General features: G+C 50.3%; 19 protein-coding genes. 13 read left to right on the forward strand and 6 right to left on the reverse strand.

Going from position 1 to position 16,165, the window contains the following annotated elements; translation table 11 throughout:
• Positions 1 to 56: 56 nt before the first annotated feature.
• The 4 genes from KRR23_RS14480 to KRR23_RS14495 all read left to right on the forward strand — a co-directional run bounded on the left by KRR23_RS14480 (position 57) and on the right by KRR23_RS14495 (position 4,741).
• Positions 57 to 806: an FRG domain-containing protein gene (locus tag KRR23_RS14480; protein ID WP_216743045.1), complete on the forward strand. Its 750-nt coding sequence runs from the start codon at positions 57 to 59 to the stop codon at positions 804 to 806.
• A gap of 359 nt (positions 807 to 1,165) precedes the next feature.
• Positions 1,166 to 2,707 (forward strand): AAA family ATPase, encoded by a 1,542-nt coding sequence (locus KRR23_RS14485; protein ID WP_216743046.1) that lies wholly within the window; start codon positions 1,166 to 1,168, stop codon positions 2,705 to 2,707.
• The gene (locus KRR23_RS14490; protein ID WP_253912096.1) at positions 2,704 to 3,564 is read left to right on the forward strand and encodes an HNH endonuclease; all 861 of its coding nucleotides are present in this window, start codon (positions 2,704 to 2,706) and stop codon (positions 3,562 to 3,564) included. Before KRR23_RS14485 ends, KRR23_RS14490 begins: the two co-directional genes overlap by 4 nt.
• Before the next feature lie 79 nt (positions 3,565 to 3,643).
• Positions 3,644 to 4,741: a hypothetical protein gene (locus KRR23_RS14495; protein ID WP_216743047.1), complete on the forward strand. Its 1,098-nt coding sequence runs from the start codon at positions 3,644 to 3,646 to the stop codon at positions 4,739 to 4,741.
• A gap of 502 nt (positions 4,742 to 5,243) precedes the next feature.
• Here KRR23_RS14495 and KRR23_RS14500 read toward each other — a convergent pair.
• Positions 5,244 to 6,203 carry a site-specific integrase gene (locus tag KRR23_RS14500; protein ID WP_216743048.1) on the reverse strand — a complete coding sequence of 320 codons (960 nt, stop codon included), beginning with the start codon at positions 6,201 to 6,203 and terminating at the stop codon, positions 5,244 to 5,246.
• A 204-nt stretch (positions 6,204 to 6,407) separates the two neighbouring features.
• On the opposite strand from KRR23_RS14500, the gene KRR23_RS14505 reads away from it, so the two are divergent.
• Positions 6,408 to 7,478: a DNA-binding protein gene (locus KRR23_RS14505; RefSeq protein ID WP_216743049.1), complete on the forward strand. Its 1,071-nt coding sequence runs from the start codon at positions 6,408 to 6,410 to the stop codon at positions 7,476 to 7,478.
• Between the two features lie 363 nt (positions 7,479 to 7,841).
• On the opposite strand, the gene KRR23_RS14510 is transcribed toward KRR23_RS14505, so the two are convergent.
• Positions 7,842 to 8,318, reverse strand: coding sequence for a helix-turn-helix domain-containing protein (locus KRR23_RS14510; protein WP_216743050.1), 477 nt, complete (start codon positions 8,316 to 8,318; stop codon positions 7,842 to 7,844).
• Positions 8,319 to 8,562: 244 nt separating this feature from the next.
• On the opposite strand from KRR23_RS14510, the gene KRR23_RS14515 reads away from it, so the two are divergent.
• The 6 genes from KRR23_RS14515 (at position 8,563) to KRR23_RS14540 (ending at position 11,344) form a co-directional block, all read left to right on the forward strand.
• On the forward strand, positions 8,563 to 9,294 hold the full coding sequence (locus tag KRR23_RS14515; protein ID WP_216743051.1) for a metallophosphoesterase: 732 nt from the start codon (positions 8,563 to 8,565) through the stop codon (positions 9,292 to 9,294).
• A 137-nt stretch (positions 9,295 to 9,431) separates the two neighbouring features.
• The gene (locus KRR23_RS14520) at positions 9,432 to 9,740 is read left to right on the forward strand and encodes a hypothetical protein (protein WP_216743052.1); all 309 of its coding nucleotides are present in this window, start codon (positions 9,432 to 9,434) and stop codon (positions 9,738 to 9,740) included.
• A 121-nt stretch (positions 9,741 to 9,861) separates the two neighbouring features.
• A complete protein-coding gene (locus KRR23_RS14525) occupies positions 9,862 to 10,302 on the forward strand; it encodes a hypothetical protein (RefSeq protein ID WP_216743053.1) in 441 nt (146 codons plus the stop codon).
• A 27-nt stretch (positions 10,303 to 10,329) separates the two neighbouring features.
• Complete coding sequence (locus KRR23_RS14530) at positions 10,330 to 10,683, forward strand: hypothetical protein (protein WP_216743054.1); 354 nt, start codon at positions 10,330 to 10,332, stop codon at positions 10,681 to 10,683.
• Between the two features lie 27 nt (positions 10,684 to 10,710).
• Positions 10,711 to 11,121 (forward strand): antitoxin Xre/MbcA/ParS toxin-binding domain-containing protein, encoded by a 411-nt coding sequence (locus KRR23_RS14535; protein WP_216743055.1) that lies wholly within the window; start codon positions 10,711 to 10,713, stop codon positions 11,119 to 11,121.
• Between the two features lie 52 nt (positions 11,122 to 11,173).
• Positions 11,174 to 11,344: a type II toxin-antitoxin system PrlF family antitoxin gene (locus KRR23_RS14540; protein WP_253912097.1), complete on the forward strand. Its 171-nt coding sequence runs from the start codon at positions 11,174 to 11,176 to the stop codon at positions 11,342 to 11,344.
• A gap of 109 nt (positions 11,345 to 11,453) precedes the next feature.
• Here KRR23_RS14540 and KRR23_RS14545 read toward each other — a convergent pair whose 3' ends face one another.
• The 4 genes from KRR23_RS14545 to KRR23_RS14560 form a co-directional block, all read right to left on the reverse strand.
• Positions 11,454 to 11,777, reverse strand: coding sequence for a hypothetical protein (locus tag KRR23_RS14545; RefSeq protein WP_216743056.1), 324 nt, complete (start codon positions 11,775 to 11,777; stop codon positions 11,454 to 11,456).
• A gap of 602 nt (positions 11,778 to 12,379) precedes the next feature.
• Positions 12,380 to 13,738 (reverse strand): DUF6602 domain-containing protein, encoded by a 1,359-nt coding sequence (locus tag KRR23_RS14550; protein WP_216743057.1) that lies wholly within the window; start codon positions 13,736 to 13,738, stop codon positions 12,380 to 12,382.
• A 618-nt stretch (positions 13,739 to 14,356) separates the two neighbouring features.
• Positions 14,357 to 14,827: a hypothetical protein gene (locus KRR23_RS14555; RefSeq protein ID WP_253912098.1), complete on the reverse strand. Its 471-nt coding sequence runs from the start codon at positions 14,825 to 14,827 to the stop codon at positions 14,357 to 14,359.
• A 95-nt stretch (positions 14,828 to 14,922) separates the two neighbouring features.
• A complete protein-coding gene (locus KRR23_RS14560; RefSeq protein WP_216743058.1) occupies positions 14,923 to 15,285 on the reverse strand; it encodes a hypothetical protein in 363 nt (120 codons plus the stop codon).
• A gap of 39 nt (positions 15,286 to 15,324) precedes the next feature.
• Here KRR23_RS14560 and KRR23_RS14565 point away from each other — a divergent pair, with 39 nt between their 5' ends.
• Positions 15,325 to 15,681: a hypothetical protein gene (locus KRR23_RS14565; protein ID WP_216743059.1), complete on the forward strand. Its 357-nt coding sequence runs from the start codon at positions 15,325 to 15,327 to the stop codon at positions 15,679 to 15,681.
• A 56-nt stretch (positions 15,682 to 15,737) separates the two neighbouring features.
• Entirely contained in the window at positions 15,738 to 16,103 is a 366-nt protein-coding gene (locus KRR23_RS14570; RefSeq protein WP_216743060.1) for a histone-like nucleoid-structuring protein, MvaT/MvaU family, read from the forward strand.
• The last annotated feature ends 62 nt before the right edge of the window (positions 16,104 to 16,165 follow it).

Genomic DNA, 16,165 nt, shown 5'->3' on the forward strand with positions numbered 1-16,165 from the left:
GACATACTGATGTCACTTCGCTACCTTGACGCTTTAGGCGCTCTTCAAGGATTGAAATGATCATCACAACCGTCGAATGTACTAGCTGGGCCGATTTTAAACAGAGAGTCATAAGTGAGTTGTTCCCCAGTGGTACCTTCCAAAAAGGCCGCTTTCTATTTCGTGGGCAAGGCGGGGAGTCTTGGAAACTCGCATCGACTTTTGATCGATGGTTTGAGGGTTACAAAGGGCTGCCGACCAACAAGATTGGAGTCGCTGACACCCTCTTGAATGGATTTATTCGAGAGTGTGAGCTGGAAGACATACGACCAGAGGTTCGAGCTGACCGCATGATGATGCTCAGTCTCGGGCAGCACCACGGGTTGCCGACACGGCTCTTGGACTGGAGTGAGAGCCCCTATGTTGCTGCGTTTTTCGCCTTTAGTGGGCACATCCGGCATGGGAACCCAACTGAGACGAACATTGCGATATGGGTGTTGGAATCTGGACTCTATATATGGACTGATCAGCACGGGTGCGCAATCGTCAATGTGCCTAGCTTCGGGAATGAACGTATACGGAACCAGCACGGAAGGTTCACTTACCTAAAAACACCAGCGAGCTCCATCGAAGAGTATGTGGCCCACTGCGCTGGCGATGACATTGCATTAAGAAAATTTCTCGTCCCAGTCAAGGACTCAGCCGTTGCGATGGCTGACCTTGACGCGATGGGCCTCAGCCATTCTCGTATCTATCCAGGACTTCAGGGCAACGCTAAGTCAGCCGAAGTCAGGGCTATCCTCAACATGTACGCGGAGAGAACTTGAGTGAGCGCTGCGGGGACGTTGATCGAGGTTACGAATCTGTCTGCAACCGTGAGACCGAGGTTTCAGAGTAGTGAATGCCCTGCCAAAGACTGAGTAGCATAAATGGACAATCAATGTTCACGACAGCCGTCCCCTCCCTGAGGGGCTCATATAAACTCAACGCCCTTCAGAGCTCCTTTAGCAGTCGTTCGAGTGTTTGGTGTTCCCACGTACTGAGCAACGCAATCCAGTGAAGATAAGTGCTGTGTTAGACCTGATCTGCGCGTCACGCGTTGTGGCTCCGAAGCTGAAATGCCACCATGATCGCAAGCTAGAGAAGATGGCCGCTGAACATCGCGTTTAATCAGGGACAGGGAAAAATGGAATTTCACATCATAGGAAGGGAAGAAAAATTCCCGAGCGGCAAACCCCGAACTGCTTTCCTGAAATATGACCGCTGGAACGATCACAGCTTTGTCACAATGTTCTATGTCATCGTATACGACGAGTTTGGCACGGCTCACGACCTTGAGAATGTCAAGGTTGGATTCAAAGGGCAGGATACTGCAACAACCACACGCTCCAAACTTCCAGATTCTTTCCAAACCCTTCCAGAAGGCTTCTTCTCACTAGGTACCAGTGTGGAGTACTACCAAAAAATCGCGAATTCATCCTTTGGTGATCTGCGGTACGACTTCCTCCGAGGGATGAACGACATCGTCGCGAACCCTGAAATCCTAGAAGCGATAATCGACGAGCCAGTGCTCTCAATCTCGTTGTTGCGCAACGTCAGCTTGAGCAGCGTCAAAAATCAATTTACGCGAGTCCTACTTGGTGGTGCTGTCCGAACCAATTTTTCATTCGTCTACACGAAGCAAGCGGACAGCTCTACCGCCGGCATTGAGTTGAGTTTCGATGTGAACATTGATTCCACACCCCTGACAAATGTGCACGCGCTAATCGGGCGAAATGGTATCGGAAAGACCACCATCCTGAATGGCATCACCAAAGCCATCCATAATCGCCACGCTGGTGCAGATGCCATCTACCAAGTTCAGTTTCGGGGCCAACAGCGAGCGATTATTGCCCCAGATTTTTTCAGCAGCGTAGTGCTCGTATCCTTCAGCGCATTTGACCCCTTTGATCCGCCTCCAGAGCAACCTGATCCAGCCAAAGGCACCTGCTTTTTCTATGTCGGGTTAAAGTCTAAAGGTGAGGACACATGGCATGAGTTGAAGCGCCGGGACGCTCTCAAATCTGACTTCATTGACGGTATGAGAGGGTGCCTGCGGGAAACGCATAAGCGAAATCGTTGGCGACAGGCCGTCAAAACCTTGCAGTCTGACGAGAATTTCGCAGGTTTGGGGTTCGACAGGCTCTTGTCTTTGAGTGGCGAGGAATGGGGCACGACGGCCAACGAAATCTTTTCGAACCTTAGCTCCGGCCATTCGATCGTGCTGCTGACTATCACCAAGTTGGTCGAACGGGTCGAAGAAAAAACTCTCGTCCTGATGGATGAACCCGAAAGCCATTTGCATCCGCCGCTGCTATCTGCATTGATTAGGGCGTTGAGTGAGCTGCTTCTGGATCGCAACGGTGTAGCGATCGTGGCCACGCATTCGCCGGTAGTGCTCCAAGAAATCCCTGCGTCGTGTGTCTGGAAAATTCATCGGTCTAATTTGGTGGCGTCAGCGCAGCGGCCAACAGTTGAGACGTTCGGCGAGAACGTAGGGATTCTGACCCGGGAAGTTTTTGGCTTGGAGGTGGCATCCTCGGGTTTTCATACACTGCTTGCAGCTGAAGCTGCCGAGGGGCACACCTTTGAGGTTATCCTTAGAAAATTTGGTGGGAGATTGGGGCTCGAAGGGCAGGCAGTTCTTCGGGCGTTAATCGCTGAGCGTGATTCGAAGGCGCAGGCATGAAGCAACTGTTAGCCCCGAGCTGCACTCCTGAGGAGGCCTACATGGCCTGCACCTCTGCGATCATCGATGATCAACAGAGAGACAGAATGAGGGGCATTCTTCCAGCTATCACAGCCAACGCCGCCGAATTCATCGAAAGAGTCGCCGCCGGATCCACGTGGGAGTTACCCTATTTGAGGTTGGCCAGGGGGGATGACCCCTTCGTGATCGATAACATTCGAAAAAGCGAGCTGGTTCACCTCTACGAATACTACATGGTACAGCGAGAACCTGGCCGAGCGCTCTACGACTCTATCTTGGTGGCTGCAGGTGACCATTGTCCGACATGTGGAGGAATAGGTCGGCCTCGAACCCTGGATCATTATTTGCCAAAGGCCAACTATCCAAAGCTGGCGATCGTTCCCCAAAACTTGATCCCTGCCTGCCGTGATTGCAATACCGACAAGCGCAACCCCCTGATTGACCACGCGCATCAGCAATTGCTTCATCCGTATCTGGACAAACGACAGTTTTTCGAAGAAAGGTGGATCAGCGTTTCGGTATCCCACACCAGCCCCTGCACGATCATTTACTCCGCCAGCCCACCGGATGACTGGAGTGATGAGGACAAGGCAAGGGTAATTAACCATTTTTCCCTGTTCGGAATTGCCGAGCGCTACAGCGTCCAAGCGGGCTCAGAACTCAGCTTCCTGATGGACATGCGTACAAACTACTTCAGTAGGCAGCCCCCTAAAGCTTTCTCAGACTTCCTCCGTTCAGGCGCTAATACACCTGACTTGTTGATCAATGGGTGGAAGAAAATACTCTACGAAGCCTTGGCGGATGACGCCTTGTTTTGCAATGCCGAGGTTCGGTAGAGGTGTTTTAACTAGCGATAGCTCTGCCCATAATTTGATGCGTTCTAGGTAAATGGTTATAACGATAACGGAGTAGTCGATGATGATAGGCAGTGATGATTTAGATAAATTGGAGGCGGAGCAGTTTCATGGTTTTGTCTGCTTTCCGGAAGGTAATCCGAAGGTCTCGCTAGGCTGGAGCACTCACTCGAAACTGGCCGAGGCGATAAATTCGACATTAATATTTTTTAAGAGTGAGTTAAACACGGAAGTGTATTTTCACGAGCATGAATATCTGATTTATGAGGATTTTTTCATCTGGTGGTTCAGCTTTTTTGAGAAGGATCCGCTAATCAAAAATCGAGTAGCCTCTGAACTGGAGAGGAAAATCAATGATGTGTTAAGAGCCTTTCCGGACACAGCCAATAAAGAGTTTGTGCGGACGGATCAACCAGATTTTAACCCGGATCCTGATTTTCTTATGCACTACTTCTCAATTGTGGGGGGGGCGGGTCTGGAGTTAAAGTCACGTGAAGCGCCCAAAAACAAAAGCTATGAGAAAGAATCTGTTGATATGTCCTTGTTTGAAAGGCCAATGTCTGTGGTCGCGTTCAAAGCCAGTATAAATAATTACTTTCAAAGCAGTACGGAAGATAACTTAAGCTATTTCGCTGCAGAGGATGGTTTCTTTTCCACCAGAAGGCCCGAAAACAAGCTTCTGCGCGAGGAACTTTTGCCAATATTTTATTATGTGCAAAAGATCAAGGCGGCTGATGACGAGATTTTGTCGTTTGGACTAAGGGCTGATATTTTTGATTTGAAGATATCGCAAGCAGACGGGTTAACCAAAGAAATATTGGAGATTACCTGGGCTTTGCCGGAGGGCGACCATAAACTGCTTTCATTAGTTTCTCAGGTAGGTAGTGGTTTTTTGCCTGTAAAAAATCGGGCTGATTTCAAAAAGATGAGTGATTCTCTAGGTGAGAAAATAGTATCTGCAATAAATGGCAAACATAAAAAGCAATACCCGGATCAAAGATCTCTTTTGGTGGTTATCCCCCAAGATTACACTTATCAAGGAGACGAGTCGCTGATTCAAGAAACTATCACTCAAGTTCAACAGAGTCTGGTAGGTGGAAAAAGGGAATTTGAAAAAATCCATCTTCTGTGTGGCAATAGATTTTACACGGTTTATTGACCTGAAACGTTAATGCACATTGATTCTACGGATCCGAATTTCAAGTGATCTGGTTTTGTCTTAGTGAGCATGTAGACAAGGTCGATTTGTGTGGGGCACTATTTGTTCGATCTCGCAGCTGTCGCTAAATGAGGGTGTGCGACCCTAAGTAAATCGTTTCAGAACTTCCTGGAGAGACTGGGTCTGCCCACTCCAGTGCAAGTTGCATCATCGACTGGCGGCGCGAGCTTTCAGTCGAGCTGCTCAATCAATCGACAGGCGAGTACCTAGGAGGGGAAAGGGCATTTCCATAGTTCAAGTTGACTCGCCGCACGATCGCAAACTTTGTAGCAGAAATGAAAGTGCAGCTACCGATGCCAAGTTACAGGACAGGTAGGTTCGCGCAGGAGTGGGGGCAGTCACGGACTCTTGAACAGATCCAGGATATTGCGGATGATTTGCCCGGATGTACTGGCTTATCGAAAGACTTCAACGAGCCTGAACATTAGCCCCGTGCTGGGCATCAGTCTCTGCCGGTCAGCCGCTTCCCTTCAGTGGGGGCTTCGTGTAACGCTATCCCACCGAACGAAACGCTAGCATCTACATACCGCAGCGCCGACTTCATATCCTTCCAGCCCACATATCTCATCAGCCCCTTGATGTCCCACCCATTGGCAGACGCCCAGGTTGCGAAGCCTCGCCTCATCGAGTGACTGCTATACAGTTCAGCTGGCAATCCTGCCTCTTTGAAAATGCGGCGTAGCACTGGGATCAGGCTATGCGGCTGCATGGCTTTGCCTGACAAATTGCCCCAGCGATCAATACGCTGGAACACCGGGCCTTTCGCGATCCCGGCAACTGTTATCCAGTTGATGTAGGCCTCTACTGGGCAGAGCATGGCTAGCGCCGGCGTCTGGAACGTAGTTCCTTCATGCTGGCGGTCACCTTTGGTGTAGGGCAGGAAAAAGGTAATGCCTTCACCGCTTATGGCTTGTGTGTCTTCTACCGTAAGCCTGGCCAACTCATCACCTCGAAAGCCACGCCAGAACCCAATCAAGATGATCGCCACCGAACGACGGTGACGCACCAGCGATTTGTAATCTCCGCGCTCAAGGGCGACTGCAGCTTCACCTTCAAGCCAAGCGACCGCCTGCTCGAGGTGCTTAAGCAGCAGTGGAGCGGCCTGTTTAACCTTCGCAGGGTGAACGACCCTGATGCCTTTGATCATCTGGCGAACGTCAGGCGTCTTGGTCGGATCAGGGAAACCCTGAGTGATGTGCCATTGCGCAAGGGCTGCTAGGCGCTGCTTCAGTGTGTTGATGGAAAGCTTGTCGGCGTATTCCGCCAGGTAGCGCACGACACCCACGCCGGTTGTGGGCAGGTATCCGCCCCAAGTCACTTCGAAGTGTTCGATCGCCGCCCGGTAGCTTTTTCGCGTGTTCTCCCGAGTGCCGGCACTGAGGTACCGATCTGCCTTTTCCATCGTACTCTGCCTTTAAAATCGGGGCCTTTCTGCCTTTCTGCCTTCCTGCGCTTCGCGGAGGCTTTCTGGGTGCCATAAAGGGTCAAGAAGCCATAAAGCACTATTATGGTCTTCTAGTAAATCAAGATCAAACGCCGTAATATTCTAATAAAATGCCATGTAGATACATGACATGTAACACAGTACGTAATCGTAGGAGACCCCATGGCCCGAGGCGGAATCAATAAAGCTGTTGTGCAAGAAGCACGTCAGGCGCTGCTGGCCAGGGGGGCAAACCCCAGCATCGATGCAGTGCGCGTAGAGCTCGGAAATACGGGCTCCAAGACAACGATTTCGCGGTACCTGAAAGAGCTTGAGCCGTCCAACCCAAAGCCCATGGCATCACGTGAACGTATGGGCGAGACGCTCAACGGTATGGTGCAAACGTTGCTGGATCAGCTTATGGAGGAGGGCCAGGAAGTAATTTCCCAGGCGACCGCAGCTTTTGACTTGCAGCGGGCCGCGCTGGAAAACCAGATCTCCGAGCTAAGATCGGAGCTGGCTACTGCCCAACGTAATTCGGCCACCCAACAGGCCGCGATAGAGACACAGAGCGCTGAGCTTGCAACCACCCAGTCCTCACTCCAGGCTGAACTGACCCGTAACGCCGGACTCAGTCAGCGCTGTACCGTCCTTGAGTCCCTGGTCGCAGAGAAGGACAAGCACATCCAATCGCTGGAGGAAAAGCACGTTCAGGCGCGTGGGGCGCTCGAGCACTATCGGGAAGCAGCGAAGGAACAGCGGGATCAGGATCAGCGCAAGCACGAGTCTCAACTGCATGAATTGCAAGTTGAGCAGCGCAAGTTGCGGGAGACCATCGCCGTGAAACAGGACGATTTGACGCGACTGAATCGTGACAATGAACGCCTGCTCGGTGAATCTAGGCAGCAAACCAAAGCCCTGCACACTCAGGAGGCCTTGGTTCAGTCTCTCAACACTCAAATTCAGGCACTACGCCACGGCGAGGCCAAGTCCGCTGGGGTGACAGAGCACCTCACGGAGGAGATTTCGGCTCTGCGCGAAGAGGTCAAGTCGCTGCACCAGGCGGTCGCTGTAGCCGATCTCCGTGAACAAGAAACGGTGGTGCTGGTGGCGGCGACTCAGAAAGAGAATGAACAACTGCGGAAGGCTGGAGTTGAAGAGCCAGGCCCGGGGGAGGGTAGCGACACTTCTTCAGGAGCAGAGGATAAGCAAATTGCCGGGCACGCCAAGCAATCGAAACGACCTAGGAGATGAAGCATGGATCAGATCACAAGAAATCCACGTAGCCATGATGAAGGCACCTCAGGTTGGAAATTCGCTCATCAACGTCTATCCCAAATGCTCATAGAAAGGGTTGAGCCATTCGGCTCCCTGACTCCGATTATGAAGCTGGATGCCGCCGGTACCAGGTCTCTATTGTTGCCCGTTTCATCGTCAGATAGAAAGGCCGTAAGAGCCTGAGAAAACATGCCCCTCCTATCGGTTTGAAAGGTGTCACACTTCGTGCCAGCCCGGCGCAGCCTCTCACTACGGATAGCGAAAAAAGGCAAAACGTCCGCGGCCCAACAGGCTTTTTTCTTTTGATCGCACCTGGCGCGGCGTTACCGGTGCGATCATTCACTCCTCAACACGTTTCCAGATCCGGCCAACCGTTGATGTCGGCATGCCCAGAATGTCCGAAGCCTGTTTTTGAGTCAGCCCGTGCGCTCGGCAGCGGAGCACCGCGTCGACCTTCTCAGGCGGAGTGCGCTGCCCCGGTAGTCGCGGTTTCAGGGCGCCGTCTACGAACTGCGTCGGCAATCCTTCCAAAACTCCCAGATCCTTGAGTTTCTTGATCTCTTTGTTGAGGTACTTGAGAAAGTCTTCGGGTGACTGCTGCTTTTCAAAGCTGGCCGCAACGGCGAGCAGAGCCAGGGGCTCTACATCCAAGTGGTCAGCGAGGATTTCTAGGGTGTCGAGGGTTACGCTGGCCTTGGCGTGCTCCAAGTTATAGACGTGCTTGGCATCCACTTGGCCATGGAAATCTTCTTTCGCCAGGCCACGGGCCGACCGAACGAGGCGGATGACTGCTGCCAACGGATCTCTCAACGGCATTACAAATCCCCAAAGCTGAGGATAAAGCCATATTGATCAATCCCAATCCATGGAATATAGTCCCCGTACTGGGATTTCACTTGGCTACGGCTTTCACATGGATTGCCCTTTGTTGGGATGAGCCTGATCCAGATGCATGCCATCCGTGTTGATCTTTTCCTTGCGTCTCTAATCGGTTAGCCCGAAATTTGTGAGCGGTAAGACGGCTATCAATATATCGCTTAATCGAAGTTGCCTGTTCACCATGAAGCTCCAAATTTACTCAGACCTGCACAACGAATTTACTGTCTTCGAGGCACCAGCCGTCTCCGCGGATTTGGTCATCCTCGCGGGCGATATCCACACGAAAGCCAGAGGCGTCATCTGGGCCGGCGAGGCCTTTTCCTGCCCGGTGATTTACGTCTGCGGCAACCATGAGTTTTATGGTGGCCACATCGATCACACGCTACAAAAAATGAAGGAATCCGCCTTACCGCGCGTTCACGTCCTGGAAAATGAGGTCTTTGTTTGGAATCAAACAAGGTTCCTCTGCGCTACCGCTTGGACTGATTTCTCCGCCACCGGAAATGTCGTGGCAGCTGCCAAAACCGCGTCGGAATGGATGAATGACTTTCGTGTGATCCTTACTGATGACAGTTTTCGTAAGCTGCGCCCCTGCGACCTGGTCAAGCGAAATCATGCAACGCACGACTGGCTCGCCCAGGAACTGGATAAACCTTTCGACGGCAAAACAGTTGTCGTGACGCATCACTCACCTGTTCCAGAGATAGCGGGTGAGAAACATGATGGTCATCTCAGCGCCGCGTACATGAACCGTTGGCACACGTTGCTTGAGAAAGCTGATCTCTGGATTTTCGGTCATACACACAGGGCAATCGACATCACACTGGGTCGGTGTCGTGTGGTCTCTAACCCTCGGGGTTATCCAGGTGAACGAACGGGGTTCGATCCTGGCTTTGTAATTGACCTTGCTTAAGGGCGCGCTTACCCATGAGGGCTTTGGGGTTTGGCCTAATTCTATGTTGATAGTTAAGGGGGACTGAAAGGTGTGTGGAGTAGACAGCAAAATATGTACTTCGGTTTTTCCGGCTGACCCGGCAGGCGCGTTGCGGCATGGTTGAGCAACAATATTCGCCATCCATTCCGGCGGCAGTTGCCGTGGCAATGGTGAAGGATTTCGGTGTGTGCATCACCGCGTTCCTGTTCGCCGCCGTCGACAGTCCACCTGTGATCATGGGAACAATCTATGGCGATACAACAGGCCGTTTTAGAGAGGGCGCGAGTATGCGGACGTCCCGGATAACCAGCGTCAGCTTCATCGACGGTTATTCATTATTTCAGACCGTCGCAGGCAGCCTATACGTAGTAGTGAGTTGGGCGCCTGGCGGCGGCAACATCTACATGAACCGCATTTATCACTGAGCGATCTGCGGATAAGGCTACGTGGCGCGAAAAGGCATTCGGGTCACCCAGGTAGAAATGGTGATCGGGAAAGTGATCGCTGGTCTGGCGCTGGCGGGAAGAGCAGTTTAAAGCGAGATTTATGAATACGATCGTTACGGATACAGATCTGCTAAGCGATTTATTGTTCGGCCCAGCACAATCCCTTGGGGGTTCAAGGCTTGGCGACCATGAGTTGATCGAATTGGCCACTGATACTTTCGGAGAAAAGCCTTTTTGCATCGTCCGACGTTGGATGTTGTTGGATGTCATGCTCCCGGAATCTCAAGAGCGTGAAATCAAAACGCAAGGCCTTGAGGCAACTCTCTTGTATGCCCAAGCAACGGTTTTCGACAGTCAGAACAAACTCCAACCGGGCGACAGCATCCTCAGTGATTTCCAACGGGAATTAGATGGCTGCATTTTTGAAAGCAAAACCACGATTTTCATCTTGGCCGGCCGAGGTGCGCGCAAACACGTGAGCTTGTCCGCTGTTCAGGTACTAGCAATGCATAGCAAACGAGCACAAAAATCCTATGATTGACGATCTGTTCCCGATCTGTTCCCGATCTTGCGTGATCGCTATCCGGAATTCTTTTCCAGTGCGCCGCTTCGCGATATTGCGTGTTTGCCAGGGTGGCTGGATTTGATAGATGAGCTGTGTGGCACGCTGAAAACCTACCTGAAAGCTCACCCCGAGGTGCCTCAAGTGCGGGCGCGTCAGGTGAAGGAAAAATTCGGGGAGCTGCGGTTTTACTATTCGGGTGGTGATGCGGTGTGCCGTGAGTTGGTTGCTCGCGCAGAAGAGAGGTCAATGTCGATCTGCGAGGTTTGTGGGCAGGCCGGTACGTTAGGAGGGGAGCACTGGCTCAGCGTACGATGCCTCGATCACTTCAACTGGTCACCCTCAGGCGACTGCGCATGAACTCACGGAAACTTCCCTGTTGAATCCATGAAAACAGACATCTGGGGTACTGTGAATTTGCCTTCGTCAGGCATTGAACTTCGCGATGTCGTTCTGCGCCGTATGCCTTTTTCCTCATTTCAATCTCTAGCCGAGATGTTGTGTATCGATGAAGAGATGCTTGGTAAGCACATCGGTATTTCTTCCGGACTCTTGTCGAACGCGACGACTGTAGGTTTTTTTTCTTTGTGCGAGAGCAGACGTCTGTATGGATTGGTTGTTGCTCTACAGGCGTCCTGCGAACTGTTCGAAGGTGATGTCCATGCAGCCAGGGATTTCTTACGCTCGCCGCTGCGTTGTTTTAACTCAAAAACCCCTTTGGAAATGCTCGTTACCGAGGAGGGCACGAGCGCCGTGATTGATCTGATCGGTCGACTTGAGCACGGAATCCCCACCTGAATGGCTTCTTTTTTGTGGGGGAACTAACACGGCATTGGAGGGGGGTGAACCCTTGAAGGAAGATAATGCGGTAGTCCAGATGCTGGATTTCTTGGCGGCTGACATTCTTCACCGACCCGAACAATTGCAGTCTTTGAACTGGGAGTTGATCGCCCGCATCACCTCGCTCGTCGGTGATGTAGACGTTGATCTGAACGCACCACTCGTGTTCGATGACGAATGACGTGATTTCTATTCTTTTATGAGTAACGCCTGTCATATTGGCAGGGTTAAAGCCCGCTTATGTCAGCTCAGCGGGCTCTCCAGCCATCGTTTATAAAACTATGCCTTCATCAGTTTCCGTCTTCATCGTCTGCAAACAGCGTGTCTTGATGACCCATTAGAAAATTGACATGGGATTTGATGCCAACCATTTGTCCACAATTGAAGTAATCATGGCACAGCGATTCGATACCGATCAGCGTTTCAACGGGCGTCTTGATAGAAATATACCCAATTAAAACGGCTTTGCCTGGATCCGATGGATGGGTGTTCAAATGAAAAATTTTTAAGAAACCTTCATGTTCCTCATCATCGCAGAGTTCAATTTCCCAGTGTGACTCTTTGCCCAGTTCGTCATTGTATTGCTTGATATATTCTGCTGACTCGTAATTCATAATCATCTCCTTTTTTGTTATGAGATAATTGTAAAATTGGAGCAAGCAGGGTTGCAACTATCTTGTTCGTGGTTTTTTAGTAAATGTTGGCCGGCCGTGAAGAGCGAAAAATGCTGATTGCCTTCTTAACAACGTCGAGTAGTGCGGCGTGTTAAGGCCGGTGCCAATGCACAGGATTTGCGAGCAGAGAGCGGGGAGCATGGTGAAGATAAGCTATGAGGGAAAGGTCGGCATTTTATGGTGAACCTTCGGCTTCTAATGACGGTAATAGAGAGGAAATGCTGCACAAAGAGCCTAGGCTGCTCCAGTTTCTGGATTGTGTTGATAGCGGCGTTGCAACACAGGCCGAGTGCGTGGAGGCAGTGAGTCAACGTACGTTGATGAAATATGCTCACCGATAGCGGGTGTGGTTAGACCTCAACGACCTAGTGCAGGTAAAGCCCTCTAGCGACACTCATAAAAGGTCGTTGAAGCCCCTTGGGAAAACCAGAGCCATAGACATTCAGAGTCTTGGCTCTTGGAGGATGTTCGCGCTATAAATTGAAATGATTGCAATGATAAGGGGCTGCGATGGGCTGGAGGGACGAGTCTGTGAGGATTAATTAGTCATTTTTTGAAAGCCACGACCTTTGTTCACCGAGCAGCCAAGCCTGCACGTTAGCGACCATATTTTCCATGTCCTCAACCTCACGCTCAGGCTCTTTGGATACGCCATGTTTAGCCGCGAAATATACCCCCCAATCTTCAACTGCGAGGTCAGCGTAATGCTCCAATAAGGTGTCGCTCCCGAGCATCTCCTCAAAAGAATGAAAATTATTTCCTTTTGCGCCGCCAAAGCGCAAATAGGACAAAAGCTGTTCCATAAAAAGCGCAACCTGATTGGACAGCCCAGTATTACTTTCTGAGCTGAAGAGAGAAGGGATGTACTTTCCATTTTTTGTCTTATTATACATAGTGAATACAAAATTTTTGTCTATCACACACGCACATGTCAGATGTTCAAAAGGTCTAGAGATAATTCGAGGGATTTCCTGGTCTTCCCCAATGTCAAAATCATCATATAAATAGTGGAGTTTTATCTGATCACAAAGTGTGCTTTTGCTCACGTCACTTTCAAACGCAAAAATCCCCTTAAACATAGGCGGGAATCCGTCATCAAGAGCGCCGACATCGGACAGCAATGAAAGGCTGTTTTTTAGTTGAGTCGTCGTTAAGTTGGTTTTTACTTCAATCACTGCTCTAGCGGCGGATGCAGGAATCACTACTAAATCGCCTTCGCGGAACAGCGGAGCATATTCAATTCGGTCATATATTAGGATGTCAATCTGTCTAGGGCATCCATATATAAAGCCGGTGGCTACGTGATACCGTTCAGGCAGATGTTTTTGTAGCACCTTCTGCAGCAGACCTTCTCGGTACGTGCCGACTGTACCGGGGTGTGAAATTATTAATCTAATCCGTTGGCTCAGAGCATCAAGCTCACCAGCCATTGAACCGGCGAAACGTCTCTTTTTCTCAAACTCTCTACGGTCTTCCCCCAAGGTTAGAGTGATCGCTTGAGTCTTTGTATTACTATCCTTTAGAACTTCAAAATTTCCACTCGCGACAAGGCCTTTAAGAAAATATTCAATAATATGCTTTTCTATATAAATTCGAGTGTCTTCGTGAATGCGCTCAACGAGCGCATCAAGATGCATAGAGCCGTATTGGCTGATTAGTGAGCTCGCGACATCGAGTACAAATCTATAACCTCTGTAGGCTAATGGATTTGACTCTTTTAAGCGCCTGTCGGACGGATGACGCACCAGTCGCTCATTTTTACTTACTTTTCTTTTAAGCTCTCCGCTGACTTCTCTAAGTGTGATTTCTCCGTCGTCAATCTCTCCGATGAAAAAATAATTTTTCAAATCTTTCCAATCATCGTTGAATACAATACAAGTATCGTAAGGCTCTAAGTCCATGTTAATCTCAATTGTTCGGTGAAGGGAAATGAAAATCGTTGCGTAGAATGCACCATCTACTACCCATAGCGGAAGGCAATTTTCAGCAGGCTGAGTGACCCCAGAATTGTTAAGCGATACTCCATGCGGCACGACGATAATAAGTGGCTCCGAGGTACATCGACAGCAAGGAAGAATCGAGGATTCGCGACCCACTTGCTAGTGCCTCAATGGAAGCTAGAGGCTTTGACATATAGCCGGTATCCCCACACAGATGAAGAAGGTGCCAGAGTATTCGTCATGAGGAGGGTGATGTGCATAAGGTTTGGTTGCAGGAGGGAAGGTACTCGACCCGTAGGGTATGGCAAAATCGTTAACCTTTGCGGCTATAAGCTGTTGCTTTCAGGTTTGGCTTCAAAAAACGGGTGTTTTTTTGAAAAAATACTCGTGTTGGACAACATGCAACGCAAACCCACTTATAAGGGGGCGGTGATGTATAGGGAGTGTGAAATGGCCATTTGGAGGTCAGTGTATGAGACATGTGGAGCCCTACATTTGTGCGCCTAATTGAAGAGGTGCTCGACAGTTACAAGCGCGTACCTAGGGTTGATTAACCGTAGACTCGGCCAAGGAGGAAGGTCATGAGAGACGGTGAGCCGCCAAATGCTCCATGTCTCGAATCCAGCCTCTTAGAAATCGACGCCAGTCGTGGGCATAGCTTCCTTCCGAAAAACGTTCGGAGAGTGCATTGGCTGCTTCGAATCTCGTTCGCCAAACTGAAGGAATGTGCTGGTCTAGAACGATCACGAAATTGTGGCCATCGCAGCTTTTGTACGGCGTTTCTGGCACAGAATCTCTCAACTCCTCAATCGTCATAAATTGAGCCTCCCCATGAGGTTGTTCGAGATCTTGCCGATCAATTTCATCGAGAATGTTCAGGTGAGGTTTTGCGTGTTCATCACCAGGTCGCAATCCCTCCAGACCCCACAAAGCCGCCCGTCTTGCACGCTCGCGCTGCCACAGATTTTTCAAGTCGACCGCCATCAGTGTTTCCTTAATACATTCACATTCCGCGCTAACGCTAATCGGCAGGAGTGGAATCAAGCTCATCCACCACCTTCCTGGACGATCCTAGGAGTTTCCAACACCAAGCGTAATTGTACGCTTCTGGAGGTTTAGATCTGAATGCGCTTACCGCACACTCTTCAAACAAAACGAGTGTGGGATCGTCGTGAATTCTTGTTGGGTGGTGTCAACAAAAATATTTTTTCAGACGGCCCCTTGAAAATTTTTTTCAGCGACGGATCTTTATTATTTGAGAGCAATAAAAAAGCGGCGATCTCAGCGCTCCTCCTTCCACCGATCCTGCAGGGGAAACGGTGTTGGTTTTTACTTTTGCGGTGCTTCTGTTTCTGTCCTTTTTCTTGCGGTGAGTCCTGCTGACGCTGATGTACGACTGCCCTTTGGGGATAGCAAAATCGCCCCTTCGCGGCGTAAGCCGCTGCTTTCAGGTTTGATTTCAAATAACGATCCATTTTTTTTGAAAAAATACCCATGGCGGACAACATCTGGGTGGGAGTTCCTAGTGGGCGAGGAGTGAGGTGTGAATGAACAGTGAACTCGAATCTGAAGTGTGGCTATTGGCACAGCAAGCTTGTGACGCCTTAACGTTTGAAGCATTAATTCAGCGGGCCGTGGATAGCTTCAAGAGGCATCCGGGATATGATCCTCTAGTGCGATTACATGCTTCCGACATTGGCCCGCTAGGTGTTCAGGTGCTACGTGCAGTGCTGCAGAAACGAGGGCTTGATCCTGAATCCTGTATTGATGTTCCTGGTTACCTTGAACTGCGGTCTCGACTCAAAGACCACCTACGCTCTCAGCTCCAGTGGTATCTGGTGAAGGGTGGGCATGCAACTGAGGAGATCCAAGAGGAGCAACTCCAAAGAGATTTGGGGCTGTAAAACGATCTATTATGTGTCCCTACACTACGTGTTAACCAAATTGAAGGAAATTATCCATGTCTCGTCTCGCAGAGTTTCGTAAGCTCGAACAACAACTCGCAGCTCAGCTCGCAGAGCTCGAATCAATGAAAAGCGATTCTGGCCTTAAGAAGGAAATGGAGTTTGAGAGCAAACTGCGCGCTTTGCTTGGTGAGTACGGCTACAGCCTGAAAGACGTGATCAACCTGCTTGATCCACAAGCCAACCGTCGAGCACCAGTTACCGAGCCCAAAGCCGGCAGCCGCAAACCGCGCCAAGTGAAGATCTACAAAAATCCGCATACCGGCGAGATGGTTGAAACCAAGGGCGGTAACCACAAAACTCTGAAGGAATGGAAAGCTGAATACGGCTCCGACATTGTCGAGTCCTGGCTGACCAAGTAATTCGTTTGAGTACAAAAGGGCCCTTCAAGGGCTCTTTATGTTGGTGAGGAGAGGTGCGTATG

It is taken from the genome of Pseudomonas sp. CVAP#3, assembly GCF_018986375.1.
Classification (GTDB): Bacteria; Pseudomonadota; Gammaproteobacteria; order Pseudomonadales; family Pseudomonadaceae; genus Aquipseudomonas; species Aquipseudomonas helvetica.

Excerpts from the sequence above, each read along its gene's own strand:
- KRR23_RS14510 (WP_216743050.1), bottom strand. The coding sequence starts at position 8,318 with ATGCCGTTGAGAGATCCGTTGGCAGCAGTCATCCGCCTCGTTCGGTCG.
- KRR23_RS14550 (WP_216743057.1), bottom strand. The coding sequence starts at position 13,738 with ATGGACTTAGAGCCTTACGATACTTGTATTGTATTCAACGATGATTGG.
- KRR23_RS14490 (WP_253912096.1), top strand. The coding sequence starts at position 2,704 with ATGAAGCAACTGTTAGCCCCGAGCTGCACTCCTGAGGAGGCCTACATG.
- KRR23_RS14560 (WP_216743058.1), bottom strand. The coding sequence starts at position 15,285 with ATGTTGTCCGCCATGGGTATTTTTTCAAAAAAAATGGATCGTTATTTG.
- KRR23_RS14565 (WP_216743059.1), top strand. The coding sequence starts at position 15,325 with ATGAACAGTGAACTCGAATCTGAAGTGTGGCTATTGGCACAGCAAGCT.
- KRR23_RS14505 (WP_216743049.1), top strand. The coding sequence starts at position 6,408 with ATGGCCCGAGGCGGAATCAATAAAGCTGTTGTGCAAGAAGCACGTCAG.
- KRR23_RS14545 (WP_216743056.1), bottom strand. The coding sequence starts at position 11,777 with ATGAATTACGAGTCAGCAGAATATATCAAGCAATACAATGACGAACTG.
- KRR23_RS14500 (WP_216743048.1), bottom strand. The coding sequence starts at position 6,203 with ATGGAAAAGGCAGATCGGTACCTCAGTGCCGGCACTCGGGAGAACACG.
- KRR23_RS14570 (WP_216743060.1), top strand. The coding sequence starts at position 15,738 with ATGTCTCGTCTCGCAGAGTTTCGTAAGCTCGAACAACAACTCGCAGCT.
- KRR23_RS14555 (WP_253912098.1), bottom strand. The coding sequence starts at position 14,827 with ATGAGCTTGATTCCACTCCTGCCGATTAGCGTTAGCGCGGAATGTGAA.
- KRR23_RS14515 (WP_216743051.1), top strand. The coding sequence starts at position 8,563 with ATGAAGCTCCAAATTTACTCAGACCTGCACAACGAATTTACTGTCTTC.
- KRR23_RS14525 (WP_216743053.1), top strand. The coding sequence starts at position 9,862 with ATGAATACGATCGTTACGGATACAGATCTGCTAAGCGATTTATTGTTC.
- KRR23_RS14535 (WP_216743055.1), top strand. The coding sequence starts at position 10,711 with ATGAAAACAGACATCTGGGGTACTGTGAATTTGCCTTCGTCAGGCATT.
- KRR23_RS14520 (WP_216743052.1), top strand. The coding sequence starts at position 9,432 with ATGGTTGAGCAACAATATTCGCCATCCATTCCGGCGGCAGTTGCCGTG.
- KRR23_RS14485 (WP_216743046.1), top strand. The coding sequence starts at position 1,166 with ATGGAATTTCACATCATAGGAAGGGAAGAAAAATTCCCGAGCGGCAAA.
- KRR23_RS14480 (WP_216743045.1), top strand. The coding sequence starts at position 57 with ATGATCATCACAACCGTCGAATGTACTAGCTGGGCCGATTTTAAACAG.
- KRR23_RS14495 (WP_216743047.1), top strand. The coding sequence starts at position 3,644 with ATGATGATAGGCAGTGATGATTTAGATAAATTGGAGGCGGAGCAGTTT.